At 62.2% G+C, this 18,893-nt stretch carries 18 protein-coding genes, 1 tRNA gene and 1 riboswitch; of the genes, 9 read left to right on the plus strand and 10 right to left on the minus strand.

What is annotated here, in order from left to right; all coding sequences use genetic code 11:
- Positions 1-46: 46 nt before the first annotated feature.
- From GR212_RS01910 to GR212_RS01925, 4 genes are all read left to right on the plus strand, one after another.
- Positions 47-475 (plus strand): hypothetical protein, encoded by a 429-nt coding sequence (locus GR212_RS01910; RefSeq protein WP_163984761.1) that lies wholly within the window; start codon positions 47-49, stop codon positions 473-475.
- Between the two features lie 138 nt (positions 476-613).
- Positions 614-1,279 carry a S24 family peptidase gene (locus GR212_RS01915; RefSeq protein ID WP_163984762.1) on the plus strand — a complete coding sequence of 222 codons (666 nt, stop codon included), beginning with the start codon at positions 614-616 and terminating at the stop codon, positions 1,277-1,279.
- A 15-nt stretch (positions 1,280-1,294) separates the two neighbouring features.
- A complete protein-coding gene (locus tag GR212_RS01920) occupies positions 1,295-2,470 on the plus strand; it encodes a thermonuclease family protein (protein WP_163984763.1) in 1,176 nt (391 codons plus the stop codon).
- A 78-nt stretch (positions 2,471-2,548) separates the two neighbouring features.
- A complete protein-coding gene (locus tag GR212_RS01925; protein WP_163984764.1) occupies positions 2,549-2,962 on the plus strand; it encodes a tellurite resistance TerB family protein in 414 nt (137 codons plus the stop codon).
- Here GR212_RS01925 and GR212_RS01930 read toward each other — a convergent pair whose 3' ends face one another.
- A complete protein-coding gene (locus tag GR212_RS01930) occupies positions 2,963-3,838 on the minus strand; it encodes a transporter substrate-binding domain-containing protein (protein WP_163984765.1) in 876 nt (291 codons plus the stop codon).
- Between the two features lie 428 nt (positions 3,839-4,266).
- Here GR212_RS01930 and GR212_RS01935 point away from each other — a divergent pair, with 428 nt between their 5' ends.
- Positions 4,267-6,276, plus strand: a complete 2,010-nt coding sequence (locus GR212_RS01935; RefSeq protein WP_163984766.1) for a methyl-accepting chemotaxis protein — start codon at positions 4,267-4,269, stop codon at positions 6,274-6,276.
- 94 nt (positions 6,277-6,370) lie between these two features.
- Here the strand turns inward: GR212_RS01935 and GR212_RS01940 are convergent, their stop codons facing one another.
- Positions 6,371-6,946, minus strand: coding sequence for an acyltransferase (locus GR212_RS01940; RefSeq protein ID WP_163984767.1), 576 nt, complete (start codon positions 6,944-6,946; stop codon positions 6,371-6,373).
- Positions 6,947-7,060: 114 nt separating this feature from the next.
- Positions 7,061-8,287 (minus strand): MFS transporter, encoded by a 1,227-nt coding sequence (locus GR212_RS01945; protein ID WP_163984768.1) that lies wholly within the window; start codon positions 8,285-8,287, stop codon positions 7,061-7,063.
- Between the two features lie 101 nt (positions 8,288-8,388).
- Here GR212_RS01945 and GR212_RS01950 point away from each other — a divergent pair, with 101 nt between their 5' ends.
- The gene (locus GR212_RS01950; protein WP_163984769.1) at positions 8,389-9,297 is read left to right on the plus strand and encodes a LysR family transcriptional regulator; all 909 of its coding nucleotides are present in this window, start codon (positions 8,389-8,391) and stop codon (positions 9,295-9,297) included.
- A gap of 6 nt (positions 9,298-9,303) precedes the next feature.
- Here the strand turns inward: GR212_RS01950 and GR212_RS01955 are convergent.
- Together GR212_RS01955 and GR212_RS01960 are read right to left on the minus strand one after the other, a co-directional pair.
- A tRNA-Gly gene (locus GR212_RS01955) sits at positions 9,304-9,377 on the minus strand.
- Positions 9,378-9,430: 53 nt separating this feature from the next.
- On the minus strand, positions 9,431-10,525 hold the full coding sequence (locus GR212_RS01960; protein ID WP_163984770.1) for a 2'-deoxycytidine 5'-triphosphate deaminase: 1,095 nt from the start codon (positions 10,523-10,525) through the stop codon (positions 9,431-9,433).
- A 171-nt stretch (positions 10,526-10,696) separates the two neighbouring features.
- Positions 10,697-10,775: riboswitch (SAM riboswitch) on the plus strand.
- A 43-nt stretch (positions 10,776-10,818) separates the two neighbouring features.
- Between GR212_RS01960 and GR212_RS01965 the strand changes: the two genes are divergently transcribed.
- Positions 10,819-12,006, plus strand: coding sequence for an O-succinylhomoserine sulfhydrylase (locus tag GR212_RS01965; RefSeq protein ID WP_163984771.1), 1,188 nt, complete (start codon positions 10,819-10,821; stop codon positions 12,004-12,006).
- Between the two features lie 80 nt (positions 12,007-12,086).
- Here GR212_RS01965 and GR212_RS01970 read toward each other — a convergent pair whose 3' ends face one another.
- Positions 12,087-12,800, minus strand: a complete 714-nt coding sequence (locus tag GR212_RS01970) for a DNA helicase (protein WP_163984772.1) — start codon at positions 12,798-12,800, stop codon at positions 12,087-12,089.
- A gap of 613 nt (positions 12,801-13,413) precedes the next feature.
- Here GR212_RS01970 and apaG point away from each other — a divergent pair.
- Positions 13,414-13,806, plus strand: a complete 393-nt coding sequence (apaG, locus tag GR212_RS01975; RefSeq protein ID WP_163985159.1) for a Co2+/Mg2+ efflux protein ApaG — start codon at positions 13,414-13,416, stop codon at positions 13,804-13,806.
- Positions 13,807-13,915: 109 nt separating this feature from the next.
- Here the strand turns inward: apaG and GR212_RS01980 are convergent, their stop codons facing one another.
- From GR212_RS01980 to GR212_RS01990, 3 genes are all read right to left on the minus strand, one after another.
- A complete protein-coding gene (locus GR212_RS01980) occupies positions 13,916-14,905 on the minus strand; it encodes an Hsp33 family molecular chaperone (protein ID WP_163984773.1) in 990 nt (329 codons plus the stop codon).
- 47 nt (positions 14,906-14,952) lie between these two features.
- Positions 14,953-15,870 carry an ornithine carbamoyltransferase gene (gene argF, locus GR212_RS01985; protein WP_163984774.1) on the minus strand — a complete coding sequence of 306 codons (918 nt, stop codon included), beginning with the start codon at positions 15,868-15,870 and terminating at the stop codon, positions 14,953-14,955.
- Between the two features lie 73 nt (positions 15,871-15,943).
- Positions 15,944-17,143, minus strand: a complete 1,200-nt coding sequence (locus tag GR212_RS01990) for an aspartate aminotransferase family protein (protein WP_163984775.1) — start codon at positions 17,141-17,143, stop codon at positions 15,944-15,946.
- Positions 17,144-17,568: 425 nt separating this feature from the next.
- Between GR212_RS01990 and GR212_RS01995 the strand changes: the two genes are divergently transcribed.
- Positions 17,569-18,105, plus strand: coding sequence for a GcrA family cell cycle regulator (locus GR212_RS01995; RefSeq protein ID WP_163984776.1), 537 nt, complete (start codon positions 17,569-17,571; stop codon positions 18,103-18,105).
- Positions 18,106-18,195: 90 nt separating this feature from the next.
- Here GR212_RS01995 and phoB read toward each other — a convergent pair whose 3' ends face one another.
- Entirely contained in the window at positions 18,196-18,879 is a 684-nt protein-coding gene (phoB, locus tag GR212_RS02000) for a phosphate regulon transcriptional regulator PhoB (RefSeq protein WP_004128368.1), read from the minus strand.
- Positions 18,880-18,893 lie beyond the last annotated feature (14 nt).

Below are 18,893 nucleotides of genomic sequence, written 5' to 3' on the forward strand. Positions count from 1 at the left end.
TTCCGTGATGGATTCGGCGTTTGACGCAGAAAATCCGGAGGATGACATGACGAAGGAACTGAAAATCGGCTTTGCGGCCATGCTTCTGCCCGCCGCTATTCTTCTCTCCACACCGGCTCTGTCAGCCGAACCTGATGCGGGGCGCTTTCAGCTGGAACGCAGCGGCGACCACTTCATCCGCCTCGACCGGCAGACGGGCGCCATGTCCATTTGCCAGGATCAAGCCGGCAATCTCGTCTGCCGCATGGCCGCCGACGAGCGCAGCGCCTATGACGACGAACTGGACCGGCTGGCCGACCGCGTAACGAAACTGGAAAAGACGGTCGCCGCGAACAACGGGTCGAGCCTGCCTGACGATGCCGAGGTCGATCGCACGCTCGGCATCATGCAGAAATTCATGCGCGGCTTCATGGGCATGGCGAAGGAGTTCCAGAACGAGGAGCAGGAAACCAAGCCTTTGCCGCAGAAGACCTGAAGCCGGCAAATTGCACGGCGAAAGCAAGGGGATAAAGGATCCTATTCCTATGCCGGTCTTTACTCGCCAAAATGCCTCGGTTAACGTTTTCTGAAGAATTGAGCGCCGGGCGAGCCGGCGCGCGGATGCTGAGCGGCGATGCTGTCACACGAGCAGATATGGGGTGCGATCGACCGGCTTGCCGAGCGGCATGCCTTGACGCCCTCCGGCCTCGCACGCCGCGCCGGGCTTGACGCCACCTCCTTCAACAAGTCGAAGCGGCTGAGCCAGGATGGACGGCTGCGCTGGCCGTCGACGGAATCGATCGCCAAGATCCTGGATGCGACGGGAGCCAGCCTCGAGCAGTTTCTGAGCTTCATCCGGCCGGGCGAACTGCCTAATGCCGGTGCGTCACATGGAATTTCGCCGGCCGGAAATTCCATCCCCCTGATCGGTTTTGCCCAGGCTGGCGCCGGCGGCTTTTTCGACGACGGCGGGTTTCCCGCCGGCCAGGGCTGGGACATGGTGGAATTTCCGGTTGCGGCCGGGCAGAGAGCCGGCGTCTATGCGCTTGAAGTCCAGGGCGAAAGCATGTTGCCGCTCTATCGCGACGGCGATATTCTGATCGTCGAGCCAGGCGCCCAGATCCGGAAAAACGACCGTGTGGTGGTGAAGACACGCGAGGGCGAAGTCATGGCCAAGGTTCTGCTGCGGCAGAGCGCGAAGTCGATAGAACTGTTGTCGCTCAACCCCGAACACCCTAACCGCAGCTTCGACCTTACGGATGTGGAATGGATTGCCCGGATCATATGGGCCAGCCAATAGGAAAGTTTTCTCGTTATGCGTCGTGATATTTGGCTTGCAGGTGTGGCAGGCGCGGTCGTCGGTTCTTGGTTGACCCTGATCGCGGTCCAGTTCGGTGGGCATGGTTTCAGCCTGCCCGGCCGGGGTAACAGCGACATGACGGTGGAAAGCAAGCCCGCGCCCGCGCCGACCGAGACCGCCAAGGCCGACCCGACGCCGCAAAAGGCCACCGAGGCGGCAAAACCCGCCGAAACGGCCAAGCAGGACGGTGCGAGCCCACCAGCCGCGGCAACGCCGGCGCCGGCGACCGACGATGCCGCTAAGACGCCGGACGCTGACAGCACTAAAAACGAGCAGAGCAAGGTGACCACCGCCGAGCCGCCATCGCCGCAGGACAGCAAGGTCCCAACCGATCCGGCGCGCTCGAACGACGCGTCGCCGAAACCGGAAGAGGCGCAGCCGGCAGCAGCGGCAACCGACGCGCCGAAAGGCACGGACGCCGTCCCTGCCCCGACGCCGCAGTCAGGCGAAACCACCGCGCCGGACAAGACCGCTGCCTCGTCGGCGGAATCCACTCCGGCCAGCCCGGCCAAGGTCGATCCTGCTCCGGACAACCGGATACCGGCCGACCAGGTCGACAGGGAAATGGCGGCCCTCACGCACCAGACCCTTCCCTCACAGCCGCTATCGCAGCCGCAACCGCAACCCCAACCGAAGCCCGAGTCGGAACAGGCCTCTCTCGATCCGGCGTCCAAGCCGCAGGGACAGACGACAACCATCGAGCTTGTCCGCCCCTTCGCGGATCAGGCGGGGATATTGACCCTTGCGGGCAGGAACGTGCAGCTCACCGGCGTCATTCCGACCGACGTCGACCGGATGTGCACCGGCCCGAACGGCAAGAGCTGGCCCTGCGGCCAGGCCGCGCGCACGGCATTTCGCATGTATCTGCGCGGGCGCTCGATCGATTGCGATGTGCCTGATGCCAATTGGAAAGGGACGGTCACGGGCGCATGCCGCTATGTCCGCATCGACCTCAGTGCGTGGCTGGTCCGCTTCGGCTGGGCCGATCCCGAGCCCGGCTCGCCGCTGGCATCGCTTGTGGACGAAGCCAAGCAGAAAAAGCGCGGCATGTACGGCGATGACCCGCGCAAGAACGGAAAATCGACGCTCGCGCCTCCGCCGCCCAAGGAAGATCCGCTCAATCCGATCTGACGCCTTGCTTCCGCCACCAGCTTTTGCCATGAGACGCGCGACTTTTCAGTCTGCCAAACTCAAAGGACTTCGCCTGTCATGAACAAGCCGCTTTCTGCTCACGAGGCCCTGATCTACGTCATGGTACTGGCCTCGGCCGTCGACCGCACGATGAACGACCGGGAACTCAGCCGGATCGGAGAACTCATCCACGCCCTGCCGGTCTTCAAGGGCTTCGATGACGAGAAGCTGATTTCGGTCTCGCGCGACTGTGCCAAGCTGCTGTCGGGCAGCGAAGGTCTCGACATCGTTCTCGAAACCGTGCGCGATACCCTGCCGGCCCGGCTCTACGACACCGCCTATGCGCTTGCCGTGGAAGTCGCCTCTGCCGACCTTTCGGTCAAGGCGGAGGAACTGCGCCTGCTCAGCCTGCTTCGCGACCGTCTCGGCCTGGACAAGCTGACCTGTGCGGCCATCGAGCGCAGCGCCATCGCCCGCTATCGCAAGGCCTGATCAATATAGCCCGTAAGGGAAGTAGCGCAGATAGATCTCCTGCAGCCTGCCGTCGCGCGAAAGCGTCGCGAGGGCATGGTTGATTGCGGCCGTCAGCTCGGCATCCTGCTGCCGCAGCATGATGGTCATGCCCTCGCCAAGATACTGCTGCGACAGATAGGGACCGTCAAACAGGGCGCAGCACTTTTCCGCGGCCGGCGACGAGACCCAGAAGGAAAGCTGCAGGCCATCGGCGAAAGCCGCGTCGACCTTGCCATCCTTGACGGCCGCCAGCAGTGCGTCCTTGTCATCGAACGGCGTCGGTTTGATCGCCGGGAAGAAGGACGCCAGCATCGTCTCGTGCACCGTGCCCTTCACGACGCCGACGGAGTGGCCGGCCAACGAGGCCGCAGTCGTGCCGCCGATCGATGCCTTGAGATTGCGCACGAAGCGGGCCGGCAACATCAGGAACGGGCGCGAGAAGGCAAAGGTCTTGCGCAGCTCGGGCGTGACCGCGACCCCGGCAATCACCGCATCGCCCTGCGAGGCCGCAAGCGCCCCCTGCAACTCACCGAACGGCAATGCCTGGATCTGGCATTTGTCCGCTATTGCCAGTTCGTCGCAGATCTTGCGCGCAAGCTCGACATGGAAGCCCGCAAGCTTGCCGTTCTGATCCAGGAAGTTGAAGGGTGGGAAATCGATCGAGGTCAAGAACCGCAACCGGACCAGCGAGGACAGGTCGAGTTTCGGCAGGCGCTCGCGCGCATCGAACAGGATCGGCAGGTTCTGCGGCTTGACCTCCTGGGCAGCGAGCGGCAAGGCGCAGGACACGACGATCAGCGCCGCATGCGCCAGAAGCCGGGCGAGGAAGATCGGCGACGAAAGGCAAACACGCATGGTCTTGATCCGGCCTCCGGTCGTGGATGCACATTCCTGATTCACCGACACGATGTAGCAGAGTCATGCGGCAGGGGGAATATCGCGCCCCGGAATGGTCGTCAGCGCGTCCGCAGGATGAGTGGCGGATACCGCGCGCATCGGGCGGTTGCGCGGCTTTGAAAGATCGTCAAATTCCATGGGAATTCGGCCTTCGGAGACGCGGATGTTAGCAGTCGATTAAGCTCTGTTGATTGTACTCATGGCATCGACGACGTCGGCTGGAAGGCGGATCGCATGATGCAGGTCGTCTGAACCTTTTCCGCAAGGTATTTCGTAAATTCGACTTCACCCGTGCATACCAGGCAATGTGCCCTCGCTGCCCATATCAGGCGAGCGGGCCATTGAATTCATCCTGGATAGGGCACGGCACTCGCAGGCGGACCGCCATGTTCAGGAATCTGAAAATCAAAACCAAAATGCTTGCCGTGATCCTTTTTCTCGGCATTATTTCCTTCGTCGGCATGCTGCAGATCGCCGGCGAGTTTCGCAAGGCGGATCGGTCTTACAGCGCCTTCCTCGACAATGAAGCCGTCGCGGCGTCGGAAGCCGCGCGTGCGAGCGCGGCCTCGCTCGCTTCGGTGCTGCAGGCAAGCCTGATGCTGAACTTCGACCCGGCAAGCGATGCATACAAGGCGGCCGCGGCCGGCAGCAACTATTTCGCCGAGGCCAAGGAAAGGCTGACCCACGCCGAGAATCTCGTTCCCGCCGCCAAACAGTCGGTCGACGAGATCCTTGTCGGCCTCGACGAATTGCAGACACTGACGAACAAGACCCTCGACCAGCGCAAGAGCGGCGATGCCGAAGGCGCCAGGGCGACCATGGCCTTGGTCAACACCAGGCTGCAGACGCTGATCGCGAACATGCAGGCCAATGACGATGCTCTGACGAACAGGATGAACGACGGCGCCGATGCTCTGTCGGCCGATCTCAACAGTTCCGTGAACTACACGCTCGTCACCCTTGCGGCCCTGACGCTGCTCGCCATCATCCTCGGCATGTATGTCGCGCAGAAGAGCATCGCGGCGCCGCTGATGCGGTTGCATCGCCGCATGACGACGCTTGCGAACGGCGATACGGCAGGCGAAATCGAAGGCCGCGAACGCCGGGACGAGATCGGCCAGATGGCGGCCGCCGTCGCCGTCTTCCGGGACAATGCGGTCGAACGGACGCGTCTCGAGGCACAGGCGGAAGCGGACCGCACGCTCAGCGACAGCGAGCGTGCGCAGCGCGATGCGAGACAGGCTGCCGAGGCGGCAGATCTGCAGCAGGCCGTCCAGGCGGTCGGCGACGGATTGAGACGCCTTGCGGAAGGCGATCTCGTCACACGCATAGACACCCAGTTCGTCGAGCACCTCGACCAGTTGCGGCAGGACTTCAACAACTCGCTGAACAAGCTCAACGAAACAATGCAAGCCGTCGGCTCCAATGCCCGCGCCATCAGCTCGGGTGCCGACGAAATCCGCAGCGCCGCCGACGAACTCTCCAAACGCACCGAGCAGCAGGCCGCATCCGTCGAGGAAACCGCCGCCGCCCTCGAGCAGATCACCACCACGGTCAAGGATGCCGCCAAGCGCGCGCAGGAAGCAAGCCAGCTTGTCACCCATACGCGCAGCGGAGCGGAGCGGTCCGGCGAGATCGTCCGCAACGCGATCGACGCCATGCAGCAGATCGAAAAGTCCTCGGGCGAGATCAACAACATCATCAGCGTCATCGACGACATTGCCTTCCAGACCAATCTTCTGGCGCTGAACGCGGGTGTCGAGGCCGCCCGCGCAGGCGACGCCGGCAAGGGCTTTGCCGTCGTCGCCCAGGAAGTGCGCGAGCTCGCACAGCGCTCCGCCAATGCGGCCAAGGAGATCAAGACGCTGATCGCCACTTCGGAAACGCATGTGCGCACCGGCGTCAGCCTCGTCGGAGAAACCGGCAAGGCGCTCGATGCCATCGTTTCGGGCGTGCAGGAAATCAACCGGCATGTGCACGCGATCGCCGAGGCCTCGCGCGAGCAGTCGGCAGGCCTGCAGGAGATCAACACCGCCGTCAACACGATGGATCACGGCACGCAGCAGAACGCCGCCATGGTCGAGGAAAGCACGGCCGCAAGCCATGGCCTGGCAACGGAGGCGGCTTCCCTGGCAAACCTGCTCGCCCAGTTCCGCACCAGCGGCGGCGAGGCTGTCCGCGTGTCCGCGGCTCCCGTCGCCAGTGCCACTCCGCGACCCATCGCGCGGCCCGCGTCGCGGCCGGCCGCGGCACCGCGCATCCGGGCGGTGGATGATGCCAAGGTGCGGGCGGCCCCTTCTCCGGCCCGCGCGCTCGGCCAGAAGCTGATGAGCGCTTTCGGCGGCACGCAGGCGTCTGCATCCGCGAGCAAGGATGCAGACTGGACGGAATTTTGAAACCGGCAACGCAAACGCCGCGGGCAAGAAAGCTGCCCGCGGCCTATTTCAATGTGAAATGCCGATCCCGGGACGCTTGCGGCGATCGACCGGCCTATTTTTTTGGGAGGGCGAATACCTCGACTTTTCCCGATCTGGCGTCGTTCGTTTCTCCACGCCGCTTCAGCAACCTTGCCGGCGCGCCGACATAGATGCCGTAGGGCTCGGTCTTTCCCTTGACGACGGCGTTCGCGCCGATGACGCATCCCTTGGCGACATGGGACCCGCCGAGGATCTTTGCTCCCGCGCCGATCCAGACATCGTCTTCGATGACGACGGGCTTCGGCGTCACGCCCTGAAGGCGGATCAACTGTGAAACATCATCAAAATTATGATCGAAGGAGACGATCATCGCATGCGCGGCGATCCGCACATCGTTGCCGATGGATATGCCGCCCCGCCCCAGGAGAATTGTATATTCGTTGAACGATACATGATCGCCGATGGATATGCTGCCCTTTTGCGCATCGAGGACGACGCCCTGGCGGAAATGTACCCTTTCGCCGATATGGATGCTGCCGCGCCTCCAGATGATCTTCGTTCCCAAGGGAATTCTGGTGCCCCTGCCGATCGCGAGCACGCCGCGCACGAAGATCGCTCTCAACCTATACAATGACGCAATACCGCGCATCCGGACGCTCCTATCGTGGGCGCCCGTTTTGCCATGCTTGTCTGGCGCCCACCTGAATGAGCAGAGACATCGCTTGCGGAAAGGGGCCACATTATGGCCCGCCCCCGGCGTGGTTCACCTACGTGCGGCAAGGTCCGTGATCAACGCTATCACACCGAAGCCCGCGGCAGCCGCGCAGACGGCAGTCCAGCCGCCAAAATCCCAGGCGATCCCGGCCAGCGCCGAGCCAAGCGCGCCGCCGAGGAAAAAGATGCCGACAAAGAGACCGTTGATACGGCCTCGCGCTTCCGGTTTCAGCAGGTTGACGGCCCGACGTCCGAGGGTCTGGTCGCCGGTGATGCCGACATCGAGCATCACGGCGCTGGCACCCAGAAGGACCAGGAGGGTGAGAGAGTCACCGGACCGTATTGAGCCAGCCCAGGCGGCCAGGGCCATGGAGGCAAGCACGATCAGATGCGAGACTAGTGTCGCCATCCGCGTCCAGCCCCGGTCGCCCATGCGGCCGAAGACAGACGTCGCGGCAGCGCCGCCGGCACCCACCAGCGCAAACAGCGCGATACCGGATTGGCCGAGCGAGAACGGCGACTGCGACAGCCGCAGGGCGACGGAGGTCCAGAAGAGGCTGAAGCTCGCCATCATCAGGGCGGCGGTAAAGGCGCGCAGCCGCAGCACGGGCTCTTCGCGCAGCAACTGAAAGAGCGAGCCAATCAAGGCTCCATAGCTCGTGCTGACCATCGGGCGCCTTTCAGGCAGGCGCATGGCCAGCGCGGCCGCCAGGAGCACAAGCGTGGCGGCGCTGACAGCATAAAAGCTCCGCCAGCCCCAGAGACCGGCGAAGAGGCTTGCCAGCGGGCGCGACACGAGGATGCCGACCATCAAGCCGCTCATGACGTTGCCAATGACCCGGCCACGATGTTCCGGCGGGGCCGTGGCTGCAGCGATCGGCACAAGGATCTGGATCGCCGAACAGGCCGCACCCAGTAGGAAGAGGAAGATCAGCAGGCTCCAGCCGGTCGGCGCCAGGGCGGCGGCGATCGCCATCGCCAAAGCCGACAGGAGCATGCGCAGCACCAGCTTGCGATTTTCCAGCAGATCCGCCAGCGGCACGAGGAAAAAGAGGCCTGCCGCATAGCCGAGCAAGGACGACATGGCCACCAGGCCCGCACCGCTTTCAGAAAAGCCGAGCGATGGACCGATGATGCCGACCAGCGTCTGCGGTGCGAAGAGATTCATGACGATTACGCCGGTGGCAACGGCAAATAATAGCGTCGAGGGAGCGGCTGTCGCCGTGGACACATCGTCCTCCGGCTCGCTCGCCAAACATTCGGGGACCTGGGACATGCGCTCTCCAATAATTTTTGATAATAAAGGTAGCCATGTTTATCGCCTTGTTGCATAATGCGGCAACTGAAATGAAATAATAATGATTATGCGAGTTTGGCATGAACATTCATGATCTGGAAGCTTTCGTCGCCGTGGTGGAAACCGGATCGATCGTGGCTGCCGCCGCGCGCATCAATCTGACGCAGCCGGGCATCACACGGCGCGTACAGAACCTGGAAGACAGTCTCGGCATCGCCCTGCTCGACAGGCAGTCGAAGCCGCTGAAGCCGACAGCGGCGGGACGCGAGGCCTACGAGCACGGACGCCGTGTCCTGCGCTCGCTCGATGACCTGAAGGCCGGCGTCTCGCCCGGCGGCATGATCGGCGGCGAATTCCGTCTCGGCATCATGCCTTATCTTTCCGAGGCGGCCTTGTCGGCGCCGCTCGATGAGCTGCGCAGCCAGTTTCCGCAATTGACGCTACGCATCGTCACCAGCTGGTCGCCACAGCTTATCGAGCAGGTCTCTCATAGCCAGCTCGATGCGGCGACGGTGTGCCTGGCGGAGGGCGTGCAGCCGCCGGACAATGTCGTCGGCGATGTGCTCGGAGTCCACAACGTCATCCTCGTCGCCTCGCCGTCGCTCGGCGTTCCCAAGGAACCTCGGCTCGAGGAGCTTTCCCGCTTCCCATGGATCATGAACCAGAGCGGCTGCGGCTTCCGCGCCTTCATTCAACACCGCTTCGAAGCCGAACGCCTGCCCTTCGACGTCGGGGTGGAGGCCATGAGCGCCGACCTGCGCATGTCGCTGGTTGCGCGCGGCCTCGGGATCGGCGTCCTGACGCCGGCGGCGCTGGCCGACAACCGCTGGCGCAACGCCGTCGAAATCATCGAGGCCCCGGATTTCAGCCCGAAAGTCGTCAACTGGCTCGTACATCGCCCGCCGGCCGGACGCCTGGCCCGCCCGATTGCAACCTTCGGCGAGGCGTTGATGGAGACGCTGAAATCGAAAAGACTATTTCTGACTTGAAAATTCTGGAGCGGGTGAAGGGAATCGAACCCTCGTATTCAGCTTGGGAAGCTGCTGCTCTACCATTGAGCTACACCCGCCTGACACGCAGAGATGTCCAACAGTTGACGGCCTGTGTCAAGGCCGGGCCGGTTCAAAGCCGGAAGTGCTTCGAGAGTTTCAGGCCCTGCGCCTGATAGTTCGAACCGAGGCCGGAGCCGTAGAGGCTGCTCGGCTGTTCCAGCATGTGTTCGTAGATCAGGCGGCCGACGATCTGGCTGTCCTCAAGGATGAAGGGCACTTCATGGCTGCGCACCTCCAGCACGGCGCGGCTGCCGCGGCCGCCGGCCGGCGCGTGGCCGAAGCCGGGGTCGAAGAAGCCAGCATAGTGGACGCGAAATTCGCCGACCAGCGGATCGAACGGCGTCATTTCGGCGGCAAAATGCGGCGGCACATGCACCGCCTCGCGCGACACGAGGATGTAGAATTCGTCGGGATCGAGGATCAGCTCGGTACGGCCGCGGCTGTAGAGTGGCTCCCAGAAATCGAAGATATCGTGCTGAGCCTTCTTGTCGACATCGACGACGGCCGTGTGATGCTTGCCACGATAGCCGATCAGCCCTTCCTTGTCGCCGGCAAGGTCGATCGACAGCGCGATGCCACCGCCGGTGATATTAGGCTTCTTACTGGCGACCAGCGTCTCGCTTTCATGCAGCGCCAGCAATTCCGGCTCGGTGAGCAGGGCCTGGCCGACGCGGAAGCGGATCTGCGACAGACGCGAGCCGCGACGCACGACGATCGGAAAGGTACGCGGGCTGATTTCGAGATAGAGCGGGCCGGAATAGCCGGCCGGAATCTTGTCGAACTCCTGGGCCCGGTCGGTGATGACGCGGGTGAAGATATCGAGACGGCCCGTCGAGCTCTTCGGATTGGCCGATGCCGACATGTCCGCCGGCAGGTCCAGCCGCTCCATCAGCGGCACGATGTAGACGCAGCCGGTTTCCAGCACCGCGCCTTCGGAGAGATCGACCACATGCAGCTTCAGCCGGTCCAGCTTGTCGGCAACGAGGTGGGATGGGCCCGGCATGAAGCTGGCGCGAACGCGGAAGGCATGCGAGCCAAGCCTCAGATCAAGACTTGCCGGCTGGATCTGATCGACATCCAGCTCTTTCTCGCTCGTCAGCCGCCCGGCGTCAAAGAGCGCTGCGATGGCGCGATCGGCCAAAATTCCAGTATTGCGAGCCATCATGCCTCATCCCCAGCGCATAACCCGGCAAGTCGAGAGCCAACTAGCCGGGTTATGCGCCGATTTAATATGCCACTGCGACCTTTGCGCATCCTGACGGACGCACGGGCAGTAATTTGTCGCAGACAAAACCAAACTCGGGGAATTGACGCAAGCCGTCAACGGCAGTATTGCAACTTATCCCGTGGTGATTTGGCCGGTCGGCTTGCAGCCACGTTAAACAAGTGGCTAAAAAGACCGGGTTGAAACCGGTCTGCAATTGCGGCCGGTTTTTTTGTTTTGAAAGTGGTGATGGCATGAGCAAGACTTGGCGCCCCGCAACCCAACTCGTTCACGGCGGAACGCTCCGTTCGCAATTCGGCGAAACGTCCGAAGCAATCTATCTGACCCAGGGTTTCGTCTATGATACCTCGGAAGCGGCGGAAGCCCGCTTCAAGGGCGAGACAGACGGTTTCATCTATGCCCGTTACGGCAGCCCGACCAACGACATGTTCGAAAAGCGCATGTGCGCTCTGGAAGGCGCCGAAGATGCCCGCGCCACCGCTTCCGGCATGGCCGCGGTCTCCGCCGCCATCCTCTGCCAGCTGAAGGCCGGCGACCACATCGTCGCAGCCCGTGCCCTCTTCGGCTCCTGCCGCTGGGTCGTCGAGACGCTCGCGCCGAGATACGGCATCGAATGCACGCTCGTCGACGGGCGTTTCGTGGAGAACTGGGAAAAGGCTGTTCGCCCGAACACCAAGCTCTTCTTCCTCGAAAGCCCGACCAATCCGACGCTGGAAGTGGTCGATATCACCGCTGTCGCCAAGCTCGCCAACCAGATCGGCGCCAAGGTGGTGGTCGACAACGTCTTCGCCACGCCGCTCTTCCAGAAGCCGCTGGAACTCGGCGCCCATATCGTCGTCTACTCCGCCACCAAGCATATCGACGGCCAGGGCCGTTCGCTCGGCGGCGTCATCCTTTCCGACAAGCAGTGGATCGACGAGCAGCTGCAGGACTATTTCCGCCACACCGGCCCGGCCATGTCGCCTTTCACCGCATGGACGCTGTTGAAGGGCATCGAGACGCTGCCCCTTCGCGTAGCGCAGCAGACGGTGAACGCCGCCAAGGTGGCCGATTTCCTCGCCGAGCAGGGCAGCAAGGTCGCCCGCGTGATCTATCCCGGCCGCAAGGATCATCCGCAGGCCGATATCATCGCAAAGCAGATGAGCGGCGGCTCCACTCTCGTCGCCTTCGAACTGAAGGGCGGCAAGGAAGCAGCCTTCAAGCTGCAGAACGCATTGGAAATCGTGAAGATTTCCAACAATCTCGGCGACAGCAAGAGCCTGATTACCCATCCGGCCACCACGACGCACAAAAACCTCACCGACGAGGCCCGTGCCGAGCTCGGCATTTCGCCGGGCACCGTGCGCTTCTCTGCCGGTATCGAGGACAGCGAAGACCTGGTCGAGGATTTCGCCCGCGCCCTGGCGCAGGTTTCCGCCTGATATTGCTCGAGCCGCCCGGATTTTTCTCCGGGCGGCTCGATCTGCCCATATCGGGCAATGTCGCAGGATATCGTGGCCCGTCAGCCGGCGGCCTTGAACTGAACCAGGCCGTTGTTCAGGAAGAACATCTTGTCGAACAGCGTCAGGTCCAGAGGATTTGGCAGGCGGACGTCTTCAAGATCTGGCAACGGTTTCAGCGTCGGATCGTATGAACGATCGATCTGCGAGAGAAACACGACGATCACGCCTTTCGCGCGCGCGAATGCCTTCAACGCCTGAACCTGGGTCATCACATCAGGCTTTTCCCGCTTCTGATCGAGCAGCTGCAGATAGTCGACCACCGCCAGCGTGCCGCGCGGCGCGGCGGCCAGCTTCTCGACGATATAGTCGGCGCTGATGGCGTCGGAGCTGTCGAATTCGAACAATGCGGCAAACTCGGCATAGTCGGCGCCGATCACCCGGAAGCGGTCCTGAACGACCTTTTCCGTGTCCTCCAACGTGAAAAAGACGCCACGATTGCCGGTCCTCATGGCTTCGACGACAAGCCTCAGGCTCATGAGCGTTTTACCATGGCCGGGCCGGGCGCCGATCAGCACGAGATCACCCGGGCCAAGCCGCGAATACAGATCGCCGATGGAAACAGCGGCATTCGTTTTGGACGCAAGCAAGCTCCAGCCTTCGAAACCCTCGCCGGCCGCGATGCGATCCAGCGCGGCATGCAGGGGGATCTTCTGCTGGCGGGACAACAGCCTCGCCTTGCGTTTCAAATGATATACAGGGGCAGAAAGCCTCATATAAACCTCCTATTTGCGAGCAATGACCGCAACCCCTCCTTATGCCCGGCGCTCAAACAGTCGGTTTGGATATCGACGGCCCCGCATGAAATATACTTTCCCGAATGGAGGGGGGAGGCACGGGCCATGCCAGAATCAGATGATAGCCGAAATTCCCTTGCCAGAAAATCTCTGGCCGGCATTTCCCGGCGGAACATGAGATGAGATCAGGTATTGTAGGATTCAGAGGTTTCGACTGCAGGTCGCAAGACCTGACATAGAACTTAAGTGAACCTGCAATTGCAGCAAGCGTATCTGCCCGTCATGCCGGACAGTACCGGGAATTGTGGTAGACGAGACTAAATGACAAACGGAACGAGATACTTTGAGAGCAAGATGCTAACCTTTTTCATCAACCGTAATAGCTGAAACTCATAACGCTCCGCTCTCCAGGAGCGAGATTTCATCACGCCGTTCCTTGACGGAATGGATCGGTTATAGGATACCGCTAGATATCCTGCACTTTGCGGGAGTGGTGGAAAGCGGATAATATGCCGCAGACTTGGAAATGCTGGAGCGGCGGTGAGGCTTGAAGAAGCGCTCGACGTTTCAGGGCAGTGGCAAGGTATCAGGCATGTATCGCGCCCTAACACGCGACATTGAAGTCGTCGTCGAACCGTTTTATCTGGAGGAGCAATCCGATCCGGACGACGATCGCTATGTCTGGGGATATCGCATCGTCATCTCCAACCATTCCAAGGAAGCCGTCAAGCTGGTGACGCGCTACTGGCACATCACCGACATGAACGGCATCGTGGATGAAGTGACGGGCCCCGGTGTCGTCGGCGAACAACCGCACCTGAAGCCCGGCGATACCTACGAATATTCTTCCGGCTGCCCTCTGGATACGCCGTCAGGAATGATGTTCGGCCACTACCAGATGGAAACGGACGACGGGGAGCTTTTCCATGTCAAGATCCCCGCCTTCTCACTGGATACGCCGAACCTGCTGCGCACGCTGAACTAGGCGGTTCCCGCTTTTCCTCGAAAAGCGCAACCCCCAATTTTCCTGCATTCTTATGCACTCCGGACGGAAAACCGCTGCGTACTTTTCTCTGAAATGCTCGGAAGCGGCATCAGGCCGCTTCTATCTCGGACACTTCGAAGCGATAGGTCGTCGAGCAGAATTCGCAGGTCACGGCGACTTCGCCATTGTCCTGGCTGGCCTCGATCTCCTCGGCGCTAAAGCCCTTCAAGACGCCCTTCAGCTTGTCCCGCGAGCACGAACAGCGATCATAGACGGCCTTCGGCTCGTAGACGCGCACGCCGCGCTCGTGAAAGAGGCGATAGAGAAGGCGCTCGGTGCCGACCTGCGGATCCGTGAGCTCGTCGGCATCGATGGTTTCCACCAGACTGCGCGCTTCCGACCAGGCATCGTCCTCGACATGATGACGCACGCCGGTATCGCCGTCGCCGCCATGCAGGTCCGGCTGGCGCATGCGCTCGGGAGCCTCCGGCAGGAACTGGGCAATCAGGCCGCCCGCCCGCCAGCGATGACGCGGCTTGCCTTCCTCGTCGCGGTCGAAGAGTTCGGCGGCACCCAGGCGCACGCGCGTCGGGATCTGTTCCGACTGGCGGAAATAGGTGCCGGCAATCTCCTCGAGCGAAGCGCCGTCGAGAGCGACAATGCCCTGATAGGGCTGCGTGAAGCGACCCTGGTCGATGGTGAAGGCGAGAACGCCCTTGCCCAGCAGTTGCTCCGGCTCGGTGCGGCCTTCGGCCACCGCCTTCGTCAGTGCCGCTTCGTCGAAGCGAGCATAGGCGCGAACATTTTCCGGCGTCGAGAAATCGGCAACCAGAAGATCGACGGGACCGTCGCTCTTGGTCTGCACGGTGAATTTGCCTTCGAACTTCAACGACGTCCCGAGAAGCACCGTCAGGACGATGGCCTCGGCCAGGAGGCGCGCGACCGGGGTCGGATAGTCATGCCGGGCAAGAATGGCGTCCAGCAGCGGACCGAGCTGCACGGCACGGCCGCGCACGTCCAAACCTTCCACCTGGAAGGGGACGACGTGATCGTCACCGGCAAAATCGAATTGACCCAGCGATGCGGCATTTTCGGCCATTGCTTTACTCCTACTGCGCCCGCGCCCTCAGACACGGCTTCATATCCTCAGATTGCGCCCAGGCACCAAGCAAGAATCGACTTTTGCGCATGAAGGCGGTTTTCCGCCTCATCGAAAACAACGGATTGCGGACCGTCGATCACTTCGTCCGTCACTTCCTCCCCGCGATGGGCGGGCAGGCAATGCATGAACAACGCGTCTTTGCCGGCCTGTGCCATCAAAGCCTGGTTGACCTGATAGGGCTGGAAGACGTTGTGACCGCGTGCCCGGTGTTCCTGATTCATGGAAACCCAGGTATCGGTTACCACGCAATCGACGCCGGCAACCGCACGGTCTGCATCATGCGTGAGCATGATTTCGGCGCCCTCATTGCGGGCCCAGTTCAGATAGTGATCCTTCGGCTCGGAACCAAGAGGCACCGCCATATTCATGCGATAGCCGAAACGCGCAGCGCCTTCGATCAGTGAATGCAGCACGTTGTTGCCATCGCCCGTCCAGGCGATGGACTTGCCCTTGATCGGACCGCGATGCTCCTCGAAGGTCATGATGTCAGCCATGATCTGGCAGGGATGTGTGTCGTCGGTCAGCGCGTTGATAACCGGAACGGTCGCATGTTCCGCCAGCTCCAGCAGGCGCGAGTGATCCGTCGTGCGGATCATGATCGCATCGACATAACGCGACAGGACCTTCGCGGTATCGCCGATCGTCTCGGCGCGGCCGAGCTGCATTTCGGTGCCGGAGAGGAAGAGCGTCTCGCCGCCCAGCTGGCGCATGCCGACATCGAACGATACGCGCGTTCGGGTGGAAGGCTTCTCGAAGATCATCGCCAGCATCTTGCCGGCAAGCGGCTTGTCGGCCGTGCCAGCCTTCAATGCCTTCTTTCGCACGATCGCATCATCGATGATGTTGCGCAGCTCAGCGGCCGCAACGGCCGAGAGGTCGAGAAAGTGTTTCGGAGAAGCCATGTCCTTACCTGTACTCCAGAAAAAACAATAACGCCCGCGTGGGGCAAGAACGCCCCAACAGCGGGCGCTGAGTTCAAGCCGATTTCTTGACGCGAACGGCGCGCGCGCGCTCTGCTGCGCGCTCGATGCGAGCGAGGCCTTCGCGTGCCTCCTCGGCGGTCACGATCAGCGGCGGAAGCAGACGAATGACGTTGTCACCGGCCGGAACGCCAAGCAGATGTTCGGCGCGGATCGCCTGCAGCAGGTCCGCCTGCGGGATGGCGGCCTTGATGCCGAGCATGAGACCTTCGCCGCGAATATCCTCGATGATATCCGGGAAGCGATCCTTGAGCGAGGCAAGGCCCTGGCGGAAGATCAAGGCGACATCGCGCACGTGCTCAAGGAAGCCGTCGGCCAGCACGATATCGAGCACCGCATTGCCGACCGCCATGGCAAGCGGATTGCCGCCATAGGTCGATCCGTGCGTGCCGGCCTTCATGCCCGAGGCGGCTTCCGCCGTCGCAAGGCAGGCGCCGAGCGGGAAACCACCGCCGATACCCTTGGCGACGGCCATGATATCCGGCTTGATACCGGCCCACTCATAGGCAAAGAGCTTGCCGGTACGGCCGACGCCGGACTGGACTTCGTCGAGAACCAGCAGCAGGCCGTGCTCGTCGCAGATCTGGCGGAGACCGCGCATGAATTCGTTCGTCGCCGGGCGGATGCCGCCCTCGCCCTGCACCGGCTCGACCAGGATCGCGGCCGTAGCATCGGTGATGGCCGCGCGCACGGCGTCAAGGTCGCCGAAGGGCACCGGATCGAAGCCCGGAGCCTTCGGGCCGAAGCCTTCGATGTATTTTTCCTGGCCACCGGCGGCGACCGTCGCGATGGTACGGCCGTGGAAGGCGCCCTCGAAGGTGATGATATGGAACTTTTCGGGATGCCCCTTGGCGAAATGATAGCGCCGCGCCGTCTTGATGGCGCATTCCAGCGCCTCGGCGCCGGAGTTGGTGAAGAACACCTTGTCGGCGAACGTGGCTTCCGTCAGGCGCTTCGACAGCTTCTCCTGGCCGGGCACTTCATAGAGGTTGGAGAGATGCCAGACCTTGTCGGCCTGCGCCTTCAATTCCGCGACGAGATGGGGGTGCGCATGACCGAGCGAATTGACCGCCACGCCGGCCGCGAAATCGAGATAGCGTTCGCCATTTTCGGTCACCAGCCAGACGCCCTCGCCTCGCTCGAACCGCAGCGGAGCACGCATGTAGGTATCATAAAGCGGCGCGGTCTCTGCCATGGCCATTTCTCCTCGATCACAACTTTAAGGACCAATCGCTTCCGTTTGATGAAACGGACCCGAAAAAATCAAAAATGCCGCCTTGCGGCGGCTTGCGCACTATTGATGTTTTGCACCGCGATGTCAACAAAACTGGCGGTTTAGCAGGTGCGAGAAAGCGCTGCCGGGCAAAAGAGATGGGTTCTGCAGCGCCTATTGCAGAAATGCCACGCCCGGACAGCAAGTTGGGGAAAACCTCGAAATCGATTCCACAAGATTCCCGCGACTCTTGTCACGGAGTCAGCCTCACACTAGGTTAAAAACCAATTGCTAGACTGCATGCGGCGGAACTAGTCACCACAATTTTAGAGCGTTTCGCGTCTCGTTCCCATGCGAGGCAATGGTGAGGGATTCTGCCATCGGAAACGCGGCAGCGGAGACAGGGCATGAATTGGACAGACGAACGCGTCGAGAAGCTGAAAAAGCTATGGTCCGAAGGTTTGAGCGCCAGCCAGATCGCGGCGCAGCTTGGTGGCGTAAGCCGTAATGCCGTCATCGGCAAGGTGCACCGCCTGAACCTCCCCGGCCGAGCGAAGGCTGGCGGCACGGCGACCGCTGCCCGCACGCCGAAACGCAACGCCACGGCACCTCGCCCTGCCAGCTTCGGCTCGCGCGTTGCGACGCGCACGGTGGTCGCCCGGCAGCAGGGCGCGACCATGCTGAAGGAAGAGATCGACGTCGATACGGTCAATGAAATCCAATATCGCCCGGCTTCCAACGTCGTCGTCCCGATCTCCCGTCGCCTCGGCCTGACGGAGCTGACGGAGCGCACCTGCAAGTGGCCGGTCGGCGATCCGCTGAAGGACGATTTCCACTTCTGCGGCAACGAGAGCCCGGATGCATCGCCCTATTGCGGCTATCATCAGCGCCTGGCCTACCAGCCCGTGCACGAACGGCGTCGGCCGGCTCAACCACGCGGCTGAGATCTATCATCGCCGAGACAAAAGAAACGGGCCCTTGAGGCCCGTTTTCTGTTTCCGCCGCTATGTCGATGCCTGAGCGGGCCTTGCCGCTCAGGCCTCCATGGAATAGCCCGCGCCGCGAACGGTGCGGATGACATCCTGCATATTGGAGAAGTTGAGCGCCTTGCGCAGGCGGCCGACATGGACGTCGACGGTACGTTCGTCGACATAGATATCGTGCCCCCATACGCCGTCCAGCAGCTGCGAGCGCGAGAAGACGCGGCCCGGCGAGGACATCAGGAATTCCAGCAGGCGGAATTCCGTCGGCCCCAACCGCACTTCGCGGCTCTTGCGGTGGACGCGATGGGTTTCGCGGTCCAGCTCGATATCGCCGCAACGCAGCACCGTGGAGAGAACCTCCGGACGGGCGCGCCGCAGCATCGCCTTGACGCGAGCCATCAGCTCCGGCGTCGAAAACGGCTTGACGACGTAATCGTCCGCGCCGGTGGAAAGGCCGCGCACGCGCTCGCTTTCCTCGCCGCGGGCGGTGAGCATGATGATCGGCAGGCGCTCCGTCTCCGGCCGCATGCGCAGCCGGCGGCAGAGCTCGATGCCGGACACGCCGGGGAGCATCCAGTCGAGGATCAGAAGATCGGGGATGCGCTCCTGGAGACGCAGCTCGGCCTCATCGCCTCTGAGGATGGTGTCGACCTCGAAGCCTTCGGCCTCGAGATTGTAGCGCAGCAGAACGCTCAGCGCTTCCTCGTCTTCTACAACAGCAACTCTCGGAACCATGCGCCTGTGGTCTC

This window comes from Martinezella lusitana (assembly GCF_010668395.1).
GTDB classification, from domain to species: Bacteria; Pseudomonadota; Alphaproteobacteria; order Rhizobiales; family Rhizobiaceae; genus Rhizobium; species Rhizobium lusitanum_A.